Source organism: Chromobacterium alkanivorans (assembly GCF_016937655.1).
Taxonomy (GTDB): domain Bacteria; phylum Pseudomonadota; class Gammaproteobacteria; order Burkholderiales; family Chromobacteriaceae; genus Chromobacterium; species Chromobacterium alkanivorans.
This window is the reverse complement of record NZ_JAFHKL010000002.1, coordinates 430,558-449,032: the sequence shown is the minus strand read 5'-3', so window position 1 is coordinate 449,032 and position 18,475 is coordinate 430,558. Positions and strand designations below refer to the sequence as shown.

The 18,475-nt window shown below is 64.8% G+C and carries 19 protein-coding genes; 17 read left to right on the top strand and 2 right to left on the bottom strand.

The features are described from left to right. The first annotated feature begins 5 nt into the window (after positions 1–5). From JW897_RS05675 to gltX, 17 genes are all read left to right on the top strand, one after another. The gene (locus JW897_RS05675; protein ID WP_205465431.1) at positions 6–947 is read left to right on the top strand and encodes a flagellar hook-length control protein FliK; all 942 of its coding nucleotides are present in this window, start codon (positions 6–8) and stop codon (positions 945–947) included. Positions 948–1,053: 106 nt separating this feature from the next. After that, positions 1,054–1,578 carry a flagellar basal body-associated protein FliL gene (gene fliL / locus JW897_RS05670; protein ID WP_205465430.1) on the top strand — a complete coding sequence of 175 codons (525 nt, stop codon included), beginning with the start codon at positions 1,054–1,056 and terminating at the stop codon, positions 1,576–1,578. A 5-nt stretch (positions 1,579–1,583) separates the two neighbouring features. After that, positions 1,584–2,585, top strand: coding sequence for a flagellar motor switch protein FliM (fliM, locus tag JW897_RS05665; protein WP_048413985.1), 1,002 nt, complete (start codon positions 1,584–1,586; stop codon positions 2,583–2,585). A 29-nt stretch (positions 2,586–2,614) separates the two neighbouring features. Further along, the gene (gene fliN, locus JW897_RS05660; RefSeq protein ID WP_205465459.1) at positions 2,615–3,064 is read left to right on the top strand and encodes a flagellar motor switch protein FliN; all 450 of its coding nucleotides are present in this window, start codon (positions 2,615–2,617) and stop codon (positions 3,062–3,064) included. A gap of 11 nt (positions 3,065–3,075) precedes the next feature. Then, entirely contained in the window at positions 3,076–3,525 is a 450-nt protein-coding gene (gene fliO / locus JW897_RS05655; protein ID WP_231589248.1) for a flagellar biosynthetic protein FliO, read from the top strand. Further along, positions 3,522–4,268 carry a flagellar type III secretion system pore protein FliP gene (gene fliP, locus JW897_RS05650; protein ID WP_048413983.1) on the top strand — a complete coding sequence of 249 codons (747 nt, stop codon included), beginning with the start codon at positions 3,522–3,524 and terminating at the stop codon, positions 4,266–4,268. The genes fliO and fliP overlap by 4 nt, the downstream gene beginning before the upstream one ends. 10 nt (positions 4,269–4,278) lie before the next feature. Continuing rightward, complete coding sequence (locus tag JW897_RS05645) at positions 4,279–4,794, top strand: GNAT family N-acetyltransferase (protein ID WP_205465429.1); 516 nt, start codon at positions 4,279–4,281, stop codon at positions 4,792–4,794. Then, complete coding sequence (gene fliQ / locus JW897_RS05640; protein WP_019099986.1) at positions 4,791–5,060, top strand: flagellar biosynthesis protein FliQ; 270 nt, start codon at positions 4,791–4,793, stop codon at positions 5,058–5,060. The genes JW897_RS05645 and fliQ overlap by 4 nt, the downstream gene beginning before the upstream one ends. Continuing rightward, positions 5,060–5,836, top strand: coding sequence for a flagellar biosynthetic protein FliR (fliR, locus tag JW897_RS05635; protein WP_205465428.1), 777 nt, complete (start codon positions 5,060–5,062; stop codon positions 5,834–5,836). The genes fliQ and fliR overlap by 1 nt, the downstream gene beginning before the upstream one ends. A 97-nt stretch (positions 5,837–5,933) precedes the next feature. Continuing rightward, positions 5,934–6,659 carry a YebC/PmpR family DNA-binding transcriptional regulator gene (locus JW897_RS05630; RefSeq protein WP_048413980.1) on the top strand — a complete coding sequence of 242 codons (726 nt, stop codon included), beginning with the start codon at positions 5,934–5,936 and terminating at the stop codon, positions 6,657–6,659. 296 nt (positions 6,660–6,955) lie between these two features. Further along, positions 6,956–7,846 carry a ribokinase gene (locus JW897_RS05625; RefSeq protein ID WP_048413979.1) on the top strand — a complete coding sequence of 297 codons (891 nt, stop codon included), beginning with the start codon at positions 6,956–6,958 and terminating at the stop codon, positions 7,844–7,846. After that, positions 7,843–8,241, top strand: a complete 399-nt coding sequence (gene rbsD / locus JW897_RS05620; protein WP_048413978.1) for a D-ribose pyranase — start codon at positions 7,843–7,845, stop codon at positions 8,239–8,241. Before JW897_RS05625 ends, rbsD begins: the two co-directional genes overlap by 4 nt. 11 nt (positions 8,242–8,252) lie before the next feature. Further along, positions 8,253–9,746 carry a sugar ABC transporter ATP-binding protein gene (locus JW897_RS05615; protein WP_205465427.1) on the top strand — a complete coding sequence of 498 codons (1,494 nt, stop codon included), beginning with the start codon at positions 8,253–8,255 and terminating at the stop codon, positions 9,744–9,746. A 66-nt stretch (positions 9,747–9,812) separates the two neighbouring features. Continuing rightward, the gene (locus tag JW897_RS05610) at positions 9,813–10,751 is read left to right on the top strand and encodes an ABC transporter permease (RefSeq protein ID WP_205465426.1); all 939 of its coding nucleotides are present in this window, start codon (positions 9,813–9,815) and stop codon (positions 10,749–10,751) included. Positions 10,752–10,893: 142 nt separating this feature from the next. Then, positions 10,894–11,832 (top strand): ribose ABC transporter substrate-binding protein RbsB, encoded by a 939-nt coding sequence (gene rbsB / locus JW897_RS05605; RefSeq protein WP_048413975.1) that lies wholly within the window; start codon positions 10,894–10,896, stop codon positions 11,830–11,832. 148 nt (positions 11,833–11,980) lie between these two features. Next, a complete protein-coding gene (locus tag JW897_RS05600; protein ID WP_240352089.1) occupies positions 11,981–13,012 on the top strand; it encodes a substrate-binding domain-containing protein in 1,032 nt (343 codons plus the stop codon). Positions 13,013–13,131: 119 nt separating this feature from the next. Beyond that, entirely contained in the window at positions 13,132–14,517 is a 1,386-nt protein-coding gene (gene gltX, locus JW897_RS05595; protein WP_205465425.1) for a glutamate--tRNA ligase, read from the top strand. A gap of 285 nt (positions 14,518–14,802) precedes the next feature. Here the strand turns inward: gltX and JW897_RS05590 are convergent, their stop codons facing one another. After that, a complete protein-coding gene (locus JW897_RS05590) occupies positions 14,803–15,597 on the bottom strand; it encodes an iron-containing redox enzyme family protein (RefSeq protein ID WP_205465424.1) in 795 nt (264 codons plus the stop codon). Positions 15,598–15,693: 96 nt separating this feature from the next. Continuing rightward, the gene (locus JW897_RS05585; protein ID WP_048413971.1) at positions 15,694–18,117 is read right to left on the bottom strand and encodes a putative bifunctional diguanylate cyclase/phosphodiesterase; all 2,424 of its coding nucleotides are present in this window, start codon (positions 18,115–18,117) and stop codon (positions 15,694–15,696) included. Positions 18,118–18,475: the final 358 nt, after the last annotated feature.

Genomic DNA, 18,475 nt, shown 5'->3' with positions numbered 1-18,475 from the left:
CGGCCATGACGACACCTGTGAACGCAGCCGCGGCCAATTCGGTCAGCGGCAAAGCCAATATGCCGGGCGGCAATCTGGCCACTGCCGGCGACACCGGCGCCGGCGATCTGTTCGCCAGCCTGCTGGGTCTGCAGATGAGCGCCCTGGGCAGCTCCTTCTTGCCGGGCGCCAACGCCGATCCGCTGGCGGACGCCGGCCTGGACAAGGACAAGCCGGCCAAGGGCGACGACGGCCAGACGCCGACGGCGCCCTTGCCGGGAATGCCGCTGATGGCCGCCGCGCAGCAGCCTCTCCAGCAGCAGGCGGTGACCGCGCCGCGGGTCAACAACGATTTGCCGGCAGGCGCCAAGCCGGTCGAGCTCAAGCCGGACATCGCCTCGGCGCTGCCCGCCGCGATCAGCAAAGCCCGCAATCCGTCGCTGCCGGCGCAGCAAAATTTGCCGGAAGACGGCAAGGTCTTGCCGCAGTTTTTGCCGCTTCAGGGCCATGAGCAGCTGGCGGCCAAGCCGACGACGCCCACGCCGGTGTTCACCGTGCAGCAGCCGGTGACCGATCCCAACTGGGCCAAGGCCATGAGCGAGCAGGTGATGGGCATGGTCAGCCTCAAGGCCGACAAGGCGCAGATTCAGCTGAACCCGCCGCAACTGGGGCCGATCGAGGTGACGCTGAAGATGAACGGCAACGATCAGGCTCAGGTCTTGTTCGCCGCGGCGGTGCCGGCCACGCGCGAGGCGCTGGAAAACAATATGCACCGTCTGTCTTCGATGCTGGCCGCAGGCGGCATCCAGCTGACCGACGCGCAGGTGTCCAGCGGGCAATCCGGACAGCAACAGCAGGCGTTTCAGCGCGGGCAATCGCAGCGCCAGAACGAGAGCGCCGAACCCGAGCCGATGGATGCATTGAGCAGCATCAAGGCCGCTCGCGGCATTCTCAGCATTTTCGCCTGATCATTTGTGATAATCTCCCCTGTTCAATTTGCATCTAAAATTAGAAAATATAGTGAAGAAATCGTTTAAGATTTCACTATGAACACCCAGTGAACAGGGCAGGTATATGGCAGAAGACAAAAAAGCGGAAAAAGCAGAGAAAAAAGCAGGGGGCGGCGGCGGCAAATTGATGCTGATCGTCATTATTTTGCTGGTGCTGGTGCTGGCCGCGGTGGGGGGCTTGGCCGCCTATATGTTCACCAATATGAATAAACCGGCGGCGGCCGGCGAGCATGCCGAGCAGACCAAGGAAAAACCCAAGAAGAAAAAAGAAGGTCCGCCGATCTTCGAGAAGTTGGACACTTTCGTGGTGAATCTGGCCGGCAACGACGGCTCCTTGCTGCAGGTGGACATGCAGGCGGAACTGGCCGACGAGGAGGCCAAGAAGAAATTCACCGATTACGCGCCCAAGATCCGCAGCGCGCTGATCCTGCTGCTGTCGTCCAAGTCCGCGACGGAGCTGGCCACGCCGGACGGCAAGGTGCGGCTGAAGGCCCAGGTCAAGCAGATCATCAATGAGTCGATGGACGCCGGCGAGGAACAGCCGGTGGAAAGCGTGCTCTTCACTTCCTTCATCATCCAGAAGCAGTAAGCGTCATGGGCGACGATATTCTTTCCCAGGAAGAGGTAGATGCCCTACTCAGGGGCGTCTCCGGGGAGGATGAGGATGACAGCGGCGGCGGGGACGCGCAGGGCGTCCGCGGCTACGATATCGGCCGGCAAGAGCGCATTGTGCGCGGCCGGATGCCGACGCTGGAAATCATCAACGAGCGTTTCGCGCGCAATCTGCGCATCGGCCTGTTCAACTTCATCCGCCGCAACGCGGAAATCTCGGTTGGGCCGGTGCGGGTGCAGAAGTACAGCGAGTTCATCCGCAACCTGGTGGTGCCCACCAACCTGAACCTGGTGCACGTCAAGCCTTTGCGCGGCACCGGCCTGCTGATTTTCGACCCGGATCTGGTGTTCCTGATCGTCGACAATCTGTTCGGCAGCGACGGGCGCTACCATGTGCGGGTGGAAGGCCGCGACTTCACCCCCACCGAGCAGCGCATCATCCGCCGCTTGCTGGACGTGGTGTTCGTCGAATGCCAGAAGGCCTGGGAGCCGGTGCACCCGATCGAGTTCGTCTACCTGCGCTCCGAAATGAACACCCAGTTCGCCAACATCGCCACGCCCACCGAGGTGGTGGTGGCGATGACCTTCCATATCGAACTGGGCGCCGGAGGCGGCGATTTCCATATCTGTCTGCCGTATTCGATGGTGGAGCCCATTCGCGACATGCTGTCCAGCACCATGCAGGCGGACCGCACCGAGGTGGACAATCGCTGGGTCAACCTGATGACGCATCAGGTGCAGGCGGCGGAAGTGGAGTTGGTGGCGACCTTGGGCCAGACCAAGGTGACCTTGGGTCAGATTCTGAATTTGAAGAACGGCGACGTGGTGATGTTGGAGATTCCGGAACGGGTGGAGGCCGATGTGTCGGGCATTCCGGTGTTCGAAGCCAGCTACGGCACCGTGCAGGGGCGCTATGCGCTGAAGGTGGAGCAAGTGTTGGCCGGCGCGAATGATTTTCACGAGCCTCTGGGGGATAAAGAGTAATGAGCGAAGAAGAATTGCAAGCCGCGCAGATGGAGGCCGAAGCGGCCGCCGCCGAGGCAGCCGCTGCCGGCGGGGCCGGCGGCGAGGAAGAGATATCGATGGACGACTGGGCGGCCGCGATGGCCGAGCAGGAAGTGGTGGACGCGGCTCCCGAGGCGGTGCCGGCGCAGAACCTGTTCCAGGAGCTGGGCGCGAGCACGTCCGGCGCCGGCGTGCCGCAGAATCTGGACATGATTCTGGATATCCCGGTGCAATTGACCGTGGAACTGGGCCGCACCAAGATCGCCATCCGCAACCTGCTGCAATTGGCGCAGGGCTCGGTGGTGGAACTGGACGGCATGGCGGGCGAGCCGATGGACGTGCTGGTCAACGGCTGCCTGATCGCCCAGGGCGAGGTGGTGGTGGTCAACGACAAGTTCGGCATTCGGCTGACCGATATCATCACGCCCGCGGAACGTATTCGCCGCCTGCAAAAATGACGAGGTCAGCCATGTTTGCGATGACGCGCCGTGCAGTGCAGGGCGCTTTTTATTTGGCGGCGTCCGGTCTGGCCGCCGCGGCCACCGTCGCGCCGCCGGCGGCCGCGCCGTCGCCGTTCATGAGTTTGCTGCAGGTCTTGTTTGGCCTGGCGGTGGTGCTGGGCGCCATCGTCGGCATGGCCTGGCTGTTCAAACGGCTTTCCGGCGGCATGCTGGGCGCGTCCAACCGCCTGAAGGTGGTGAGCGGCACCATGGTGGGGCCCAAGGAGCGCGTGGTGATCGTGGAGCTGGAGGGCGAGTGGCTGGTGCTGGGCGTGACGCCGCAGCAAGTCAATTTGCTGAGCAAGCTGCCGCGGCCGGAGGGCGCGGAAACCGAGGCCGCGCCGCCGACGGAACCGTTCGCGCGCTGGCTTAAGGCGGCGATGGACAAGAGCCGCAACGGCAAGGCGGGGCCGCGATGAGGGCTTGTTTCCGCTACGGCGCGCTGGTTCTGCTGGCGACGCCCTTGATCGCGGACGCGGCCGGCGGCCTGCCTCTGATGAGCAGCACGCCGGCGGCCGGCGGCGGGCAGAATTACTCGCTCAGCCTGCAGATGTTGCTGTTCATGACCGGGCTGACCTTCATCCCGGCGATGATGCTGATGATGACGGCCTTCACCCGCATCATCATCGTGATGTCGCTGCTGCGACAGGCGATGGGCACCATGCAGTCGCCGCCCAACCAGGTGATCGTCGGCTTGTCGCTGTTCCTGACCCTATTCGTGATGGGCCCGACCTTCGACCAGGTCTACGCCAAGGCCTGGGTGCCGTTCTCCGACGACAAGATCACGCTGCAGCAGGCGGTGGACGAGGCCAGCAAGCCGATGAAGGCTTTCATGCTGCGCCAGACCCGGGAGAAGGACCTGGCCTTCTTCATCGAGATTTCCCAATCGGAAAAGCCGCAGACCAAGGCCGACGTGTCGATGAAGACCCTGGTGCCGGCCTATGTGATCAGCGAGCTGAAAACCGCGTTCCAGATCGGCTTCATGGTGTTCATTCCCTTCCTGATCATCGATCTGGTGGTGGCCAGCATTCTGATGGCGATGGGGATGATGATGGTGTCGCCGGTGACGATATCGTTGCCGTTCAAGCTGATGCTGTTCGTGCTGGTGGACGGCTGGACCTTGCTGATGGGCTCGCTGGTGCAGAGTTTCTATACTGGCTGAGGGCGAGTTTATGTTATTGCAGCCATTATGCGCCGCCGATTTGCCGGCCTGCCACGCGGTGTTTCTCGACAGCGTCTGGGCATTGGCTGGCGCCTTATATAGCGAGCGGCAATGCGAGGCCTGGGCGCCGCGAGGGCCGTGGACTGCAGAGCTGGCGCAAGGCTGGGGGGCGCGTCTGGCGAGATCTTGGGGTTGCGGTTGGCAGGCGGACGACGGTCGATTGGCGGGCTTCGCCTGGTTATGCCATGACGGCGAATTCGACATGCTGTCTGTCGCGCCCTGGGCGCAACGCCGCGGCGGAGGCGGCCGGATGCTGGCGGAGCTGGAGGCTCAGGCGAGCGCCGCCGGAGTGGTTGCGCTGCATGCGTGGGCCAGCGCTGCGTCCCGTCCGGTATTCGAGCGGGCCGGCTATCGGGTGTTGCGGCCCAATCGCGTGTTCCGCCAGGGGGTGGTGCTGGATAATTATTTGTTGAGCAAAGGCGGTTGGCAAGAGCCGGCGCCGGTGGGCGATCGGGAGGGGAAATGAGTCCGGAGCTGATCATCAATATCGTGCAGAACGCGCTGTACATCCTGATCATCGTCGCGGCGCCGGTGTTGCTGGTGTCGCTGCTGGTGGGTCTGCTGGTCAGCGTGCTGCAGGCGGCGACCCAGATCAACGAAATGACGCTGACCTTCATTCCCAAGCTGCTGGCGATGTTCCTGGTGCTGGTGCTGGCCGGGCCGTGGATGCTGAACACGCTGATCGAGTACACCACGCGGTTGTTCCAGAGCATTCCGCACGTGATCGGCTGATGCTGAGCATTTCCGACGCGCAGATCAACGCGCTGGTGGCCATGTTCGTCTGGCCGTTCGCGCGCATCGTCGGCCTGCTGCTGGTGGAGCCGGTGTTCGCCTACCGCGGCGTGCCGCGCCGCTTCAAGGCCGGCTTCGCGCTGATCCTCACCGTGATGCTGGCGCCCTTGCTGCCGCCGCTGCCGGCGGTGCCGCTGGTGTCGGCGGAGGGCATCGCCATCCTGCTGCAACAGTTGCTGATCGGCCTGGCGATGGGCTTTGTCATGCGCATCGTGATTTCCGCGGTGGAAGTGGCGGGCTTCATCATGGGCTCGCAAACCGGCCTGGGTTTCGCCATGTTCTTCGACCCGATGCACTCGGCCCAGGTGCCGGTGGTGTCGCAGCTGCTGACCTTGTTCACCTTCCTGCTGTTCTTGGCCTTCGACGGCCACCAAGTGGTGTTGTCCACCCTGGTGGAAAGCTATCGGGTGCTGCCGATAGGCATGAGCATGCCGGACCAGGGCATCAAGGCGCTGGCCTTGTGGGGCGGCCATCTGATCGAGTGGGGCGTCTGGCTGGCGATGCCGGTGATCGCGGCCCTGCTGATCACCAACCTGGCGATCGGGGTGATGACCCGCGCCGCGCCGCAGTTCAACATCTTCACCTTCGGTTTTCCGCTGACCCTGATGATAGGTTTCATCAGCATCTACCTGACCTTGCCGATGATGGTGCCGGTGCTGGAGCAGATGTACCAGGCCGGTTTCGAGATGATGCTGACCATGCTCAAGGCCAAGTAGGCGGCCGCCATTCCTGTCCAGATTCAAGTTCTGCTAAAATAAGCGCCAATTTTGACTGAAAGGTCCGCCGTGGACCGGACAACAGACAGAGGCAACTATGGCAGGTCACAGTAAATGGGCTAACATCCAGCACCGCAAGGGTCGTCAGGATGCCAAACGTGGCAAGATCTTTACTCGCTTGATCAAGGAAATCACCGTTGCGGCCAAGATGGGCGGCGGGGACACCAATATGAACCCGCGCCTGCGGCTGGCGGTGGACAAGGCCAAGGCCGAGTCCATGCCCAAGGACAATATCGAGAACGCGATCAAGCGCGGCACCGGCCAGCTGGACGGCGTCGATTACGTCGAATGCCGCTACGAGGGCTACGGCATCGGCGGCGCGGCGGTGATGGTGGACTGTCTGACCGACAACAAGACCCGCACCGTGGCCGATGTGCGCCACGCCTTCTCCAAATACGGCGGCAATATGGGCACCGACGGCTGCGTGGCCTTCCAGTTCAGCCATTGCGGCTATCTGGTGTTCGCGCCGGGCGTGGACGAGGACGCCTTGATGGAGGCCGCGCTGGAAAGCGGCGCCGAGGACGTGGTCGCCAACGACGACGGCTCCATCGAAGTGATCACCGGGCCGTATGAATTCTCCGACGTCAAGGACGCGCTGGAAGCCAAGGGCTTCAAGGCGGAGATGGGCGAAGTGACGATGAAGCCGCAGAACGAGACCGAACTATCCGGCGACGACGCCGCGCGCATGCAAAAGCTGCTGGACGCGCTGGAAGACCTGGACGACGTGCAGGACGTCTACACCTCCGCGGTGCTGGACGAGTGAGATCGTAAACGACTTCCATGCGCCGCCGCGGTGGCTGGAAAGCAAAAGCTCCCCCTAGGGGAGCTTTTTTTGCGTTTGGGCGACGCGGCGGGTCGTGTAGTTGCTTCGCTACATCGAAGCGCGTCCGGCGTCAAGCGCCGCCGGCGGGCCGGGCGCGGATTGTTGCATTTGCCGACAGATTGAGTTTATCGCTTCCGGCGCGGGGGCGGCTCTGCTATAAAGCGTCAGCTGATTACGTTTTAGCAATTGACGCCGCCGCGCGGGCCGCGGCGTCGCGTGATAACGATGAGGAAATTATGACCCGGGTCCTGGTAGTGGGCAGTGTCAATATGGATCTGGTGGTGGAGGCGGAACGCTATCCACGGCTGGGTGAAACCTTGTTTGGCAAGCGCTTTGCGTCCTATCCGGGCGGCAAGGGCGCCAACCAGGCGGTGGCCGCCGCGCGGCTGGGCGCGCAAGTGAGCTTGCTGGGCTGCGTGGGCCGCGACATGTTCGGCTCCCAACTCAAGGACACGCTGCGGGCCGAGGGCGTGGACATCGGCCGCCTGCGCGAGGCGGACGTGGCCACCGGCCTGGCGACGATCACCCTGGCCGAGGGCGACAACGCCATCGTGGTGGTGCCAGGCGCCAATGAGGAGCTGTTGCCGCAGCATCTGGACGAGGACGAGCAGGCCTTCCGCGACGCCGACGTGGTGCTGGCGCAGATGGAGGTGCCGCTGGCCACGGTGGAGCGCGCGGCCGAGCTGGCGCAGCGCCACGGCAAGCCTTTCCTGCTGAATCCGGCGCCGGCCCGCCCCTTGCCGTCCAGCCTGCTGCAACGGACCGCCTTGCTGACGCCGAACGAACATGAGCTGGCGCAGGCGCTGGACGAGGGCGGCGGCGACTGGCAGGCGCTGATGCGCAAACTGCCGGGACGAGTGGCGATGACGCGCGGCAAGGACGGCGCTTATTTCTGCCGGCCCGACGGCAGCCTGCATCACCAGGCCGGCTTCGCCGTGTCCGCGGTGGACACCACCGGCGCCGGCGACACCTTCAACGGCGCGCTGGCCGCGTTCTGGCCGCAGGGCGTCGAGGCGGCGATGGCATTGGCCTGCGCCGCGGCCGCGCTGTCGGTGACCCGAGCGGGCGCGCAAAGCGGCATGCCGACGCTGGCGGCCTTGCAAACCATGTTGAAGGAGCGGGCATGAAGCGGCTGGGGCATCTGAACCGCGACATCGCGCGGGTGTTGGCCGGCATGGGCCACACCGACAGCCTGGTGATTGCCGATTGCGGCTTGCCGATCCCGCCCGGGGTCGAGTGCATAGACCTGAGCCTGCGCCTGGGCGTGCCGGAGTTTCCCAGCGTGCTGGATTCCATCCTGGCGGACTTCAAGGCGGAGCGGGCCTTGTTCGCCGCCGAATGCCTGCAGCACAGTCCGGCGGTGGAAGTGCTGGCCAAGGATATGGCCGCGCACGGCGTGGCGGTGGACTATGTGCCGCACGAGGAGTTCAAGCGCCGCTGCCGCGAGGCCAAGGCGGTGATCCGCACCGGCGAATGCACGCCCTACGCCAATGTGATCCTGTATTCCGGCGTGATCTTTTGAAGGAGCGGGCGATGAAGGTAAGCATGCGCGGCATCAGCAAGGCCTTTGGCCCGGTCAAGGTGCTGGAGACGGTGGATTTCACCGCGACGGGCGGCGAAGTGCATGCCTTGATGGGCGAGAACGGCGCCGGCAAATCAACCTTGATGAAGATTCTGTCCGGCGTCCACCAGGCAGACGCCGGGGAAATCCTGCTCGACGACCAGCCGGCGACGATACGCTCCACCCGCGACGCCGAGGCGCACGGCATCGCCATCATTCACCAGGAACTGAACCTGATTCCGCAGCTGTCGGTGATGGAGAACCTGTTTCTGGGGCGCGAGCGCGAGCACAGCCGCTTCGGCGTGATCAAGCGCGCCGGCATGCGGCGCGAAGCGAGCCAGATCTTGCAGCAGCTGGGCGCCGGCCAGATCGACCCCGAGCAGGAGGCAGGCCAGCTGTCCATCGGCCAGCAGCAGATGGTGGAAATCGCCAAGGCGATGTCCTTGAACGCCAAGGTGCTGATCATGGACGAGCCGACCGCGGCCCTGACCGAGCGCGAGATCGAGGCGCTGTTCGTCTTCATGGAGCGGCTCAAGCAGCGCGGCGTGGCGATTGTCTACGTGTCGCACCGGATGGAGGAGATTTTCCGCGTCTGCGACAAGATCAGCGTGCTGCGCGACGGCCGTTTCGTCGGCGAGCGCCAGATCGCCGCCACCGATTTCGACGAGGTGGTGAGGCTGATGGTGGGCCGCGAGATCGGCGACCGTTTTCCCAAGCGCGCGTCCGCGCCCGGCGCGGTGAGATTGGAAGTGGAGCGCTTGGCCGACGACGGCCGCATCCGGGACATCGGCTTCGACGTCCGCGCCGGCGAGGTGCTGGGCGTGGCCGGCTTGATGGGCGCCGGCCGCAGCGAGATTCTCAATGTCTTGTTCGGCGTCCGGCCTCGTCGGCAGGGGCGGGTGCGGCTGGACGGGGCGGAGCTGGACGTCCGCCGGCCCGGCGACGCCATCGCCGCCGGCATCGCCTACGTCACCGAAGACCGCAAGAGCCAGGGCCTGGTGCTGGGCATGTCGGTGCGCGAGAACGCCACCCTGGTGCATCTGCGCCGCCACGCGCGGCTGGGCGTGGTGAACCATCGCTCCGAGAACGAAGAGGCGCTGCGGCTGATCGAGCAATTGCGCATCCGCACCCGCGACGCCGAGCTGGACGTCAAATCCTTGTCCGGCGGCAACCAACAGAAGGTGGTGTTCGCCAAGTGGCTGGCGGAGCCGCCCAAGCTGCTGCTGCTGGACGAGCCGACGCGCGGCGTCGACGTGGGCGGCAAGGCGGAGATTTACCACATCATCAATCAACTGGCCGCCGCCGGCGCGGCCATCGTCATGGTGTCGTCCGAATTGCCGGAAGTGATGGCGATGAGCGACCGCATCCTGGTGATACACGAGGGGCGCCGGGCCGGGCTGTTCGAGGCCGGCGCGGCGACGCAGGAAGACATCATGGCCGCGGCGGCCGGCGCGACGGCGGACTGAGCGTCGCCGCGCATTGAATATTCAGGTCGCGCCCATTGGGCGCAAGCAAGGGAAACGGTAAGCAAGATGACCCCGCAACAAAAAGCAACGCTGCAAAAACTCGGGCCTTTCATCGCCCTGCTGGCGATCTGCGCCGGCTTGTCGGTGATGAGCGCCGACTTCCTGACCATGGGCAATCTGCTCAATGTGATGCGCCAGGTCTCCATCAACGCCTTGATCGCCTTCGGCATGACCCTGGTCATCCTGCTGGGCGGCATCGATCTGTCCGTGGGTTCCATCCTGGCCTTGTCGTCGGTGCTGACCGCGATGCTGCTGCAAGCCGGCGTCGATCCGCTGCTGGCCACGCTGTTGGGCATTCTGTCCGGCGCGCTGATGGGCTGCTGCAACGGTCTGGTGATCAGCAAGGGCAAGGTGGCGCCCTTCATCGCCACGCTGGCGTCGATGACCATTCTGCGCGGCCTGTCGCTGGTGGCGTCCAACGGCAGCCCGATCACCGGCTTCGGCAGCGATATGTTCTCCATGCTGGGCGGCGGCTATGTGGCCGGCGTGGTGCCGGTGCCGGTGGTGTGGATGTTGCTGATGTTCGCCGGCTTCTGGTTCATGCTGAAGAAAACCGTTTTCGGCCGCCATGTCTACGCCACCGGCGGCAACGAGGAATCCGCGCGCCTGTCCGGCGTCCGGGTGGATCAGGTCAAGATCTGGGTCTACACCCTGTCCGGCGCGCTGTCGGCGATGGCCGGCGTGGTGCTGACCTCGCGGCTGAATTCGGCGCAGCCCACCGCCGGCGCCGGCTACGAGCTGGACGCCATTGCCGCGGTGGTGCTGGGCGGCACCAGTTTGACCGGCGGCCGCGGCTGGATCGTCGGCACGCTGATCGGCGCCTTGTTGATCGGGGTGTTGAACAACGGCCTTAATCTGCTGGGCGTATCTTCGTTCTATCAGCAGGTGATCAAGGGCGTGGTGATTCTGCTGGCGGTGCTGTTGGACCGCAGCGGCAAGAAGTAAGCAGGTTTTCACGATCTCGCGAAGCAGATCGTGAGCAGGTTCAGAGCGCGGCCCGCCGACGGCGGGACAACAGCGCGAGCGACCACAACACTAGGGGAGTTTCAATATGCAGCGCTTTCATCACACTAGGGGGAGTTCCGGTATGCAACGCTTAATCAAGCCTTTGGTTTTCAGTGTCATCGCGGCCAGTCTGATCGCCTGCACCAAACAGGGTCCGGCCGACGGCGCGTCGGCCGGCGCCAGCGCGCCGGCAGCGGCAGGCCAGCAGCCGGTGGTGGGCCTGGCGGTGTCCACGCTGAACAATCCGTTCTTCGTGTCGCTGCGCAAGGGCGCCGAGGACGAAGCCGCCAAGGCGGGCGTCCGTCTGATTACCGTGGACGCCCAGGACGATTCCGCCAAGCAGCAGGCCAGCGTGGAGGATCTGATCCAGAAAAAGGTGAACGTGATCCTGATCAACCCCACCGATTCCTCGGCCGTGGCCAATGTGGTGAAAGAGGCGGTGGGCAAGGGCATCAAGGTGGTGTCGCTGGACCGCAGCGTCAACGGCGCCGAGGTCAGCGCCCACATCGCCTCCGACAATGTGGCCGGCGGCAAGATGGCGGCCGAGTTCCTGTTGGCCAAGTTGGGCGGCAAGGGCCGACTGGTGGAGCTGGAGGGCATTCCCGGCTCTTCCGCCGCCCGCGAACGCGGCCAGGGTTTCCACGCGGTGACGGACGGCAAGGCCGAGGTCAAGGTGGTGGCCAAGCAGCCGGCCGATTTCGACCGCGCAAAGGGCCTGTCGGTGATGGAGAACATCCTGCAGGGCAATAAGGATGTGCAGGGCGTGTTCGCCCACAACGACGAGATGGCGCTGGGCGCGCTGAAGGCGATACAGGCCGCCGGCCTGAAGAACGTCGCGGTGGTGGGCTTCGACGCCACCGCCGACGCGGTGGCCTCGGTCAAGGCCGGCGGCCTGGCCGCCACCGTGCAGCAGCAGCCGGAGCTGATCGGCCAGTACGGCGTGCAGACCGCCAAGAAGCTGATCGACGGCCAGCAGGTGGAGAAATTCATCCCGGTGCCCTTGAATCTGGTCAAGCAGTAAGAGTTCTAAGCCTGGGAGGCCGCCGTCGCTCTGGCGACGCCGGCCCGCTTGAGGTAAGGTGGCCAGCAATCGGCGGCCCCGTCCCGCGCTTGCGCAGGCCGGGGCTGTTTTGCAATCGAGTTTCGAGCGGCCGACACGGCGCCGCCGCATGAGGAATAGGCTGTCGATGAGCGGCTACAAGCGTTTGACCATAGACGACATCGCCGAACTGGCCGGCGTGTCGCGCACCACCGCCAGCATGGTGCTCAACGGCCATGCCGAGCGTTACCGCATTTCCCGGGCCACGGTGGAACGCGTGGAGCAGGTGGCGCGAGAACAGCATTTCAACCCGTCGCAGTCGGCGCGCTCCTTGCGCTCGCGGCGCAGCAATTCGGTGGGGCTGGTGATTCCGGACCTGACCAACTCCGCGCACGCGGCGCTGGCCCAGGCGATGGAAGAGCTGTGCCGGCAGCGCGATTACCAGATGCTGCTGGTGACCAGCGACGAGGATCCGCGGCGCGAGGCCGAGGTGATGGCCCATCTGGCGGCGCGGCAGGTGGACGCGATGATCGTGGTGCCGTGCACGCACGAGGCCAAGCCCTATCAGAAATGGGTGCGCAGGCTGCCGCTGGTCTTCGTCGACCGCCGGGTGGACGGCAGCGGCATTCCGTCGGTGGTGACCGACGGCTGCGCCAGCGTGGAGCGCTTGGTGGGCGACGCGCTGGAGCAGGGCGTGTCCGAAGTGGTGTTCTTCGGCGGCCAGGCCGAGCTGTCGCCCAGCCGCGATCGCCTGCAAGGCTATCGCCAGGCGCTGGCGCGTCACGGGGTGGAGGAAAAGCCGGGCTGGGTCTGCCATCGCGATTACCTGCGCCGCTCCGGCTTCGAGCTGATGCAGCAATGGCGGCAACAGCATCAACGCCTGCCGCAGGCGTTGTTCACCGCCTCGGTGTCGCTGCTGGAGGGCGCGCTGGCCTTTCTCAATCAGCACTGCGGCCTGGCCAACGCGCCGTTGCGCCTGCTGACCTTCGACGATCACTCCTTGCTGGACTGTCTGCCGCTGCGCGTCGACGCCATCGTGCAGGACAGCCGCGAAATGGCGGCGCGCAGCCTGGATCTGGCGCTGGCCTTGCTGGAAGGGCAGACCCTGGCCGAGCCGGAGTCGCTGGTGCCGGCCAGCCTGCACCGGCGCTGGCCGGATTAGGGCCTGTCGGCCCAGGCTTCCTCCCGGCTGAAAAACAAAGGCCAACAGACCCTGGGGTTTGCTGCTGCTTCGCCAGCCGGCGTACAATAGCCGTTTTACGTTTTCGAGCCTGAGTCACCATGATCCGTACCCGTTTCGCTCCCAGCCCCACCGGTTATCTGCATATCGGCGGCGTGCGCACCGCGCTGTTTTCCTGGGCTTACGCCCGCAAGAACAAGGGCGTGTTCGTGCTTCGCATCGAAGACACCGATCTGGAGCGTTCGACGCCGGAATCGGTGAAGGCGATTCTGGACGGCATGCACTGGGTGGGCCTGGACTACGACGAAGGTCCGTTCTATCAGACTCATCGCTTCGACCGCTACAAGGACGTGATCCAGCAACTGCTGGCCTCCGGCCACGCCTATCTGTGCTATTGCAGCAAGGACGAGCTGGAAACCATGCGCGCCGAGCAGGAAGCGCGCGGCGAGAAGCCGCGCTACGACCGCCGCTGGCGCCCGGAAGCCGGCAAGACCCTGCCGGCGATCCCGGCGGACGTGACCCCGGTGGTGCGTTTCAAGACGCCGCTGGACGGCGTGGTGGCCTGGGACGACGCGGTCAAGGGCCGCATCGAGATCGCCAACCAGGAGCTGGACGATCTGATCATCGCCCGTCCGGACGGCAGCCCGACCTATAACTTCTGCGTGGTGGTGGACGATTGGGACATGCAGATCACCCACGTGATTCGCGGCGACGACCACGTCAACAACACGCCGCGCCAGATCAATATCCTGAAGGCGCTGAACGCGCCGCTGCCGGTGTACGGCCATCTGCCGATGATCCTCAACGAGGACGGCCAGAAGATGTCCAAGCGCCGCGACGCGGTCAGCGTGGTGGACTACGCCGACAAGGGCATCCTGCCGGAAGCGCTGCTCAACTACCTGGCGCGCCTGGGCTGGGGACACGGCGACGACGAGTTCTTCAGCATGGAGCAGTTCGTCGAGTGGTTCAGCCTGGAGGCGGTGAGCGCGTCCGCCAGCCGCTTCAACCATGAAAAATTCATGTGGCTGAACGCCCAGCACATCAAGACCGCCGACAACGGCCGTCTGGCCGAGCTGATCGCGCCGCGTTTGGCCGCCGCCGGCGTCGAGCTGGCCGGCGGGCCGGCCATCGAAGAGGTGATCGCCCTGGTCAAGGAGCGGGTGCAGGACTTGAACGCGCTGGCGCTGGAAGTGGATTATTTCTACCGCAAGCGCGAAGCCGCCGCGGCCGACGTGGACAAGCATCTGTCCGACGACAGCGTGGCGCGAATGGGCCGTTTCGCCGACAAGCTGGCGGCGCTGGACGTCTGGTCCGCGGAAGCCATCCACGAACTGTTCAAGCCTTTCTGCGCGGAAGAGGGCATCAAGATGGGCCAACTGGGCATGCCGCTGCGCGTGCTGGTGTGCGGCACCACCCAGACTCCGTCGGTGGACGCGGTGCTGGCCCTGATCGGCAAGGATGAAGTGCTGCGCCGCCTGCGCGGCTGAGCGCCGCTTCAAGCGCGCGTCCTCGGCCGCAACGCCTTGCCTCGCTTTTGCTGGCGAGGCTTTGGGCCGGCGCTGAGCCGGCCCGAGGACTTAAGGCAAAGCGCCCCGCAAGTTTTGGCTTGCGGGGCGCTTTGTTTTGCGGCGGGCGGCGAGCCCGTTCATTGCTTGTCGCGCAAGGGCTGGGCGCGGCGGCCAGGCTTGCGGGAGGCTTGCGTGTTGCGCACGCTCCGCTTTTTCCGCCGCAAAGCCCTGTCCCGTCCCGGCTCGTCAGGCCGGGAACCGCCCTCAGGCCAGCGCCGGCTCCGCGCTGACGCGCGCGCAAGTCTCAAGCGTGGGCTGGCTCATATAATGATCCAGCAGCAAGCGCATATAGCGGTGGCTCTGGCAGATCGCGTGACGCAACTCGGCCACTTGCCGCGCGCTTGGGTCTTCGCCCACCAGGGTGACGATGATTTCCAGCGCCTCCCACGGGTGTTCGTCGTCGTAATGCGCGTGCAGAGCCAGCCACTTCATCGCCTTGGCGCGCTTTTCCTTGGGGAATTGCCGGGCGTAGTCCTCCTTGGAGCAGACGGCGGCGCACCATTCTCCGGTGGCGCCTTCGATCGCGTAATTGGTGGCCGCCATCGCCACCTCCAGCGACTCGCGCTCGCAGACCTGATGGCACCAGTGGCTGAGGCTCAGCGTCTCCAGCGCCTGAGGGTTGCGCAGCAGGCTGTCGGCGTCCACGCCGGACGCGGCCGCCCATTGCATCCAGTGGTCGGCGTGGTTCTGCTCCACCCGGATGTTGCGGATCAGGTAGCGGCGCGCCATATCGTGGCCGCGGTGCTGGCCGTAGCGCACTTTCAACAGGTTTTTGGCCATGTATTGCGGAAACTGTTCGATCACCGGCCAGCCGCCGCGCAGAAAAGCCTGATGGATGGCGGCGGGCAGCACGCCGTCGCGCATCTGCCGGAACAACTCGTGCTCCACCACTTGGCGTTTGAAGGCGTCGCAGTGGCGCACCAGTTCCCGTGTCCATTCCGGATAACTGTGGAGGTCCATCAGCGGGCCGCTCCTGACAAAACCGATCTCTTTACTCATCGTGTCCCCTTTCCTTAGAAGCAAAGCCGGGCCAAGCCGGCCAGACGCGGCGGCCTGCCGGCCGCCCTGATCCGGCCTGACGACCAGGCCGGTAGCCTATTGCTGCCGCATTCGGCGGTCGCCGCGCGCATGGCGGAAGCCGAAGGGCTCCGGCCGGCTCAGGTGAAAGCCCTGGGCGTAGTCCACGCCCAGCTTGCGCAGTTCGGCCACGATCTCGGGCGTGTCGACGAATTCGGCGATGGTGCGCTTGCCGGTGACGTGGCCGATGTGGTTGATCATTTCCACCATGGCGTGGTCTATCGGGTCCGTCGCCATCTCGCGGACGAAGCTGCCGTCGATTTTCAGGAAATCCACCGGCAAGTGTTTCAGGTAGGCGAAGGAGGACATGCCGGTGCCGAAGTCGTCCAGCGAGAACAGACAGCCGATCCGGCGCAGTTCGTGGATCAGCCGCTGCGCGGCCTCCAGGTTGGCGATGGCGTTGGTCTCGGTGATTTCGAAGCAGATCAGCTCCGGCGGCACGCCGCTGCGCTGGAACTGCTGCTGCACGAAGGCGAGGAAGCCGTCGTCGCACAAGGTGGAGCCGGACAGATTGATCGCGCAGTGCCGGATGTCCTGATTGCCGGCGCGGCGCAGCAGCGCCAGCTCCTGGAACACCTTCTCCACCACGATGCGGTCGATTTCCGTCATCAGTCCGTAGCGCTCCGCGATCGGCACGAACAAGCCCGGAGGCACCTGGCTGCCGTCGTCGGCGTTGAGGCGCAGCAAGACCTCGACATAGCGGCCGCGTTCAGGGTGGGCGGCCAGCGGGACGATGTCCTGGGCGTACAGGGTGAAGCTGTCGTCGCGCAGCGCCTGGCGCAGCCGCTGCACCCAGTCCATCTCGTGGAAGCGCGCCGACACTTCTGAATTGTGCGGGATGTGCAATTGGATGCGATTGCGGCCTTTTTCCTTGGCCATATAGCAGGCGATGTCGGCGGAGCGCATCACCTCGGCCAGCGAGGTGTCGGCGTCGGACACGCAGACCAGGCCGATGCTGGCGCTGATGGAGAAGTGGTTGCCCTCCCATTGGAAGCTGCATTCCATGATGGCCTGGCGCAGATTGTTGGCCTTGGCGATGGCGGATTCGACCGAGCTGTTGCCGAGCAGCACGCCGAATTCGTCGCCGCCCAGCCGCGCCAGCGTGTCCGAGGCGCGCAGGCGCCGCGCCACCGAGCGGCTGATCTGGCACAGCAGTTCGTCGCCGGCGGCGTGGCCGTAGGTGTCGTTGATCAGCTTGAACTGGTCCAGGTCGATGAACATCAGCGCTAGCGACGTCTCGGCCTGGCCCAGCTGCTTGATCGCCTTGATGGCGCGGGTTTCGAACTCCCGGCGGTTGACCAGGCCGGTCAGCGCGTCGTGGCTGGCCTGCCAGGACAGCTCGTTGATGTATTGCTGTTCCGCGGTGTTGTCGTGCAGCACCAGCACGATGCCGTACTGCTCGCCGTGGCGGTCGCGTATCGGCGCGGCCACCAGGCTGACCTGCAGCGGAATCGCGTTGTGGCGCAGCATGTTCAGCTTGGGATAGGTGCGGCGGCTGTCGTCCTGGCGGCACAGTTCGGCGAAGCTCAGCGCGCAGTCGGTTTCCTGGCCCTGTTTGATCAGGCTGAGCAGTTCGTCGAAGTGCAGGCCCAGGCTTTCCGTTTCCAGATGGCTCAGCAGGTGCTTGGCGCTGTGGTTCAGATAAATCACCGCGCCCTGCATGTTCAGGGTGATCACCGCGTCGCCTATCGATTGCAGCGTGATCTCGGCGCGCTGCTGCTCCGCCTGCAAGGCGGCCTTGTAATTGTCCGAGGCCTGGATCAGCCGGCGGATCTGCAAAATGGTCAGCAGCACCAGCAGCATCCCGGCGATAAGGTTGGCGCTCCACACCGCCTGGCTCACCTCGCGGGAGGCGTTGCCCAGCACGCGGGAAAAGCCCTGGGCCGGCGCCTTCACCGCCTCGTTGATCTCGGCGATCTGCGAGGTGAGGGCGGTCTTCTCGGCCTGGCTCAGCGAGCCGTCGGCGTACCCCTGGCGCAACTGCTCGCCTATGGTCTGAATTTCCTGCAGGTAGTAATCGCCGATTTTCCAGTAGCGAATGGCCTCGGCCAGATAGCTGACGCGGTGGAACCACAGATAGGCGCGGATGATGTTTTCAATGTCGTCGGGGTGGTTGCCGCCGTCCAGAAAGCCTTGGCGCGCGGTGTCCAGGTCCGGCGGCTTGCGGTCCAGCGCCAGCCGGGCCCGGTGGTCACCCAGCTGGATGGAGATCGCCAGCCGGTAGCGTTGGAAATCGTGGTCGGAGCCGGTCTGGGCGTAGCGGGTCAGGTGGTAGATGGAGTCCTTCTGCGCTTTCGACCACAAGCCTTCGCCCGCCACGTAAGCGCGGGCGGTGGACACCACGTAGAGGCTGAACGCGCTTAGCGCCACCTGCATGACGACAATGAGCAGGAAGGGCAGCACGACAAAGAGCAACTGTCGGTTGGCGGTATTCGACCTCATGGCGGTTCCGGCTGATGAATATGGTAACTATGCGGCTAATGGTCCCCATCAAGCGCCGTCGACGACATCGCCGGCCTGTGCGTCGGGCCGGCGTCGCGGTTGATTCCGGAGCCTGCCTGTCGCGGCGCGCCCGCCGACGGGCGGAAGTTCACCGGTCTATGTGCTGGTGTATGGCGTTTTTATCATCCCATTCGAAATTATTCAATGTTTTTGACAACTATATCGAATGTTTATTTTAGATGGGAAGGTTTGATAATAAATGAATAGCCTAATTTCCCTGGACTTGCCGTTGGCGTGACGGCGCCGCGGGGAGGGCTGCGCGCGTTTGCGGGCGGCCGCGTCGCGTCTTGTCGACGCG

Coding starts and splice junctions, on each gene's coding strand:
- JW897_RS05675 (WP_205465431.1), top strand. CDS start 6: ATGACGACACCTGTGAACGCAGCCGCGGCCAATTCGGTCAGCGGCAAA.
- fliL (WP_205465430.1), top strand. CDS start 1,054: ATGGCAGAAGACAAAAAAGCGGAAAAAGCAGAGAAAAAAGCAGGGGGC.
- fliM (WP_048413985.1), top strand. CDS start 1,584: ATGGGCGACGATATTCTTTCCCAGGAAGAGGTAGATGCCCTACTCAGG.
- fliN (WP_205465459.1), top strand. CDS start 2,615: ATGGAGGCCGAAGCGGCCGCCGCCGAGGCAGCCGCTGCCGGCGGGGCC.
- fliO (WP_231589248.1), top strand. CDS start 3,076: ATGTTTGCGATGACGCGCCGTGCAGTGCAGGGCGCTTTTTATTTGGCG.
- fliP (WP_048413983.1), top strand. CDS start 3,522: ATGAGGGCTTGTTTCCGCTACGGCGCGCTGGTTCTGCTGGCGACGCCC.
- JW897_RS05645 (WP_205465429.1), top strand. CDS start 4,279: ATGTTATTGCAGCCATTATGCGCCGCCGATTTGCCGGCCTGCCACGCG.
- fliQ (WP_019099986.1), top strand. CDS start 4,791: ATGAGTCCGGAGCTGATCATCAATATCGTGCAGAACGCGCTGTACATC.
- fliR (WP_205465428.1), top strand. CDS start 5,060: ATGCTGAGCATTTCCGACGCGCAGATCAACGCGCTGGTGGCCATGTTC.
- JW897_RS05630 (WP_048413980.1), top strand. CDS start 5,934: ATGGCAGGTCACAGTAAATGGGCTAACATCCAGCACCGCAAGGGTCGT.
- JW897_RS05625 (WP_048413979.1), top strand. CDS start 6,956: ATGACCCGGGTCCTGGTAGTGGGCAGTGTCAATATGGATCTGGTGGTG.
- rbsD (WP_048413978.1), top strand. CDS start 7,843: ATGAAGCGGCTGGGGCATCTGAACCGCGACATCGCGCGGGTGTTGGCC.
- JW897_RS05615 (WP_205465427.1), top strand. CDS start 8,253: ATGAAGGTAAGCATGCGCGGCATCAGCAAGGCCTTTGGCCCGGTCAAG.
- JW897_RS05610 (WP_205465426.1), top strand. CDS start 9,813: ATGACCCCGCAACAAAAAGCAACGCTGCAAAAACTCGGGCCTTTCATC.
- rbsB (WP_048413975.1), top strand. CDS start 10,894: ATGCAACGCTTAATCAAGCCTTTGGTTTTCAGTGTCATCGCGGCCAGT.
- JW897_RS05600 (WP_240352089.1), top strand. CDS start 11,981: ATGAGGAATAGGCTGTCGATGAGCGGCTACAAGCGTTTGACCATAGAC.
- gltX (WP_205465425.1), top strand. CDS start 13,132: ATGATCCGTACCCGTTTCGCTCCCAGCCCCACCGGTTATCTGCATATC.
- JW897_RS05590 (WP_205465424.1), bottom strand. CDS start 15,597: ATGAGTAAAGAGATCGGTTTTGTCAGGAGCGGCCCGCTGATGGACCTC.
- JW897_RS05585 (WP_048413971.1), bottom strand. CDS start 18,117: ATGAGGTCGAATACCGCCAACCGACAGTTGCTCTTTGTCGTGCTGCCC.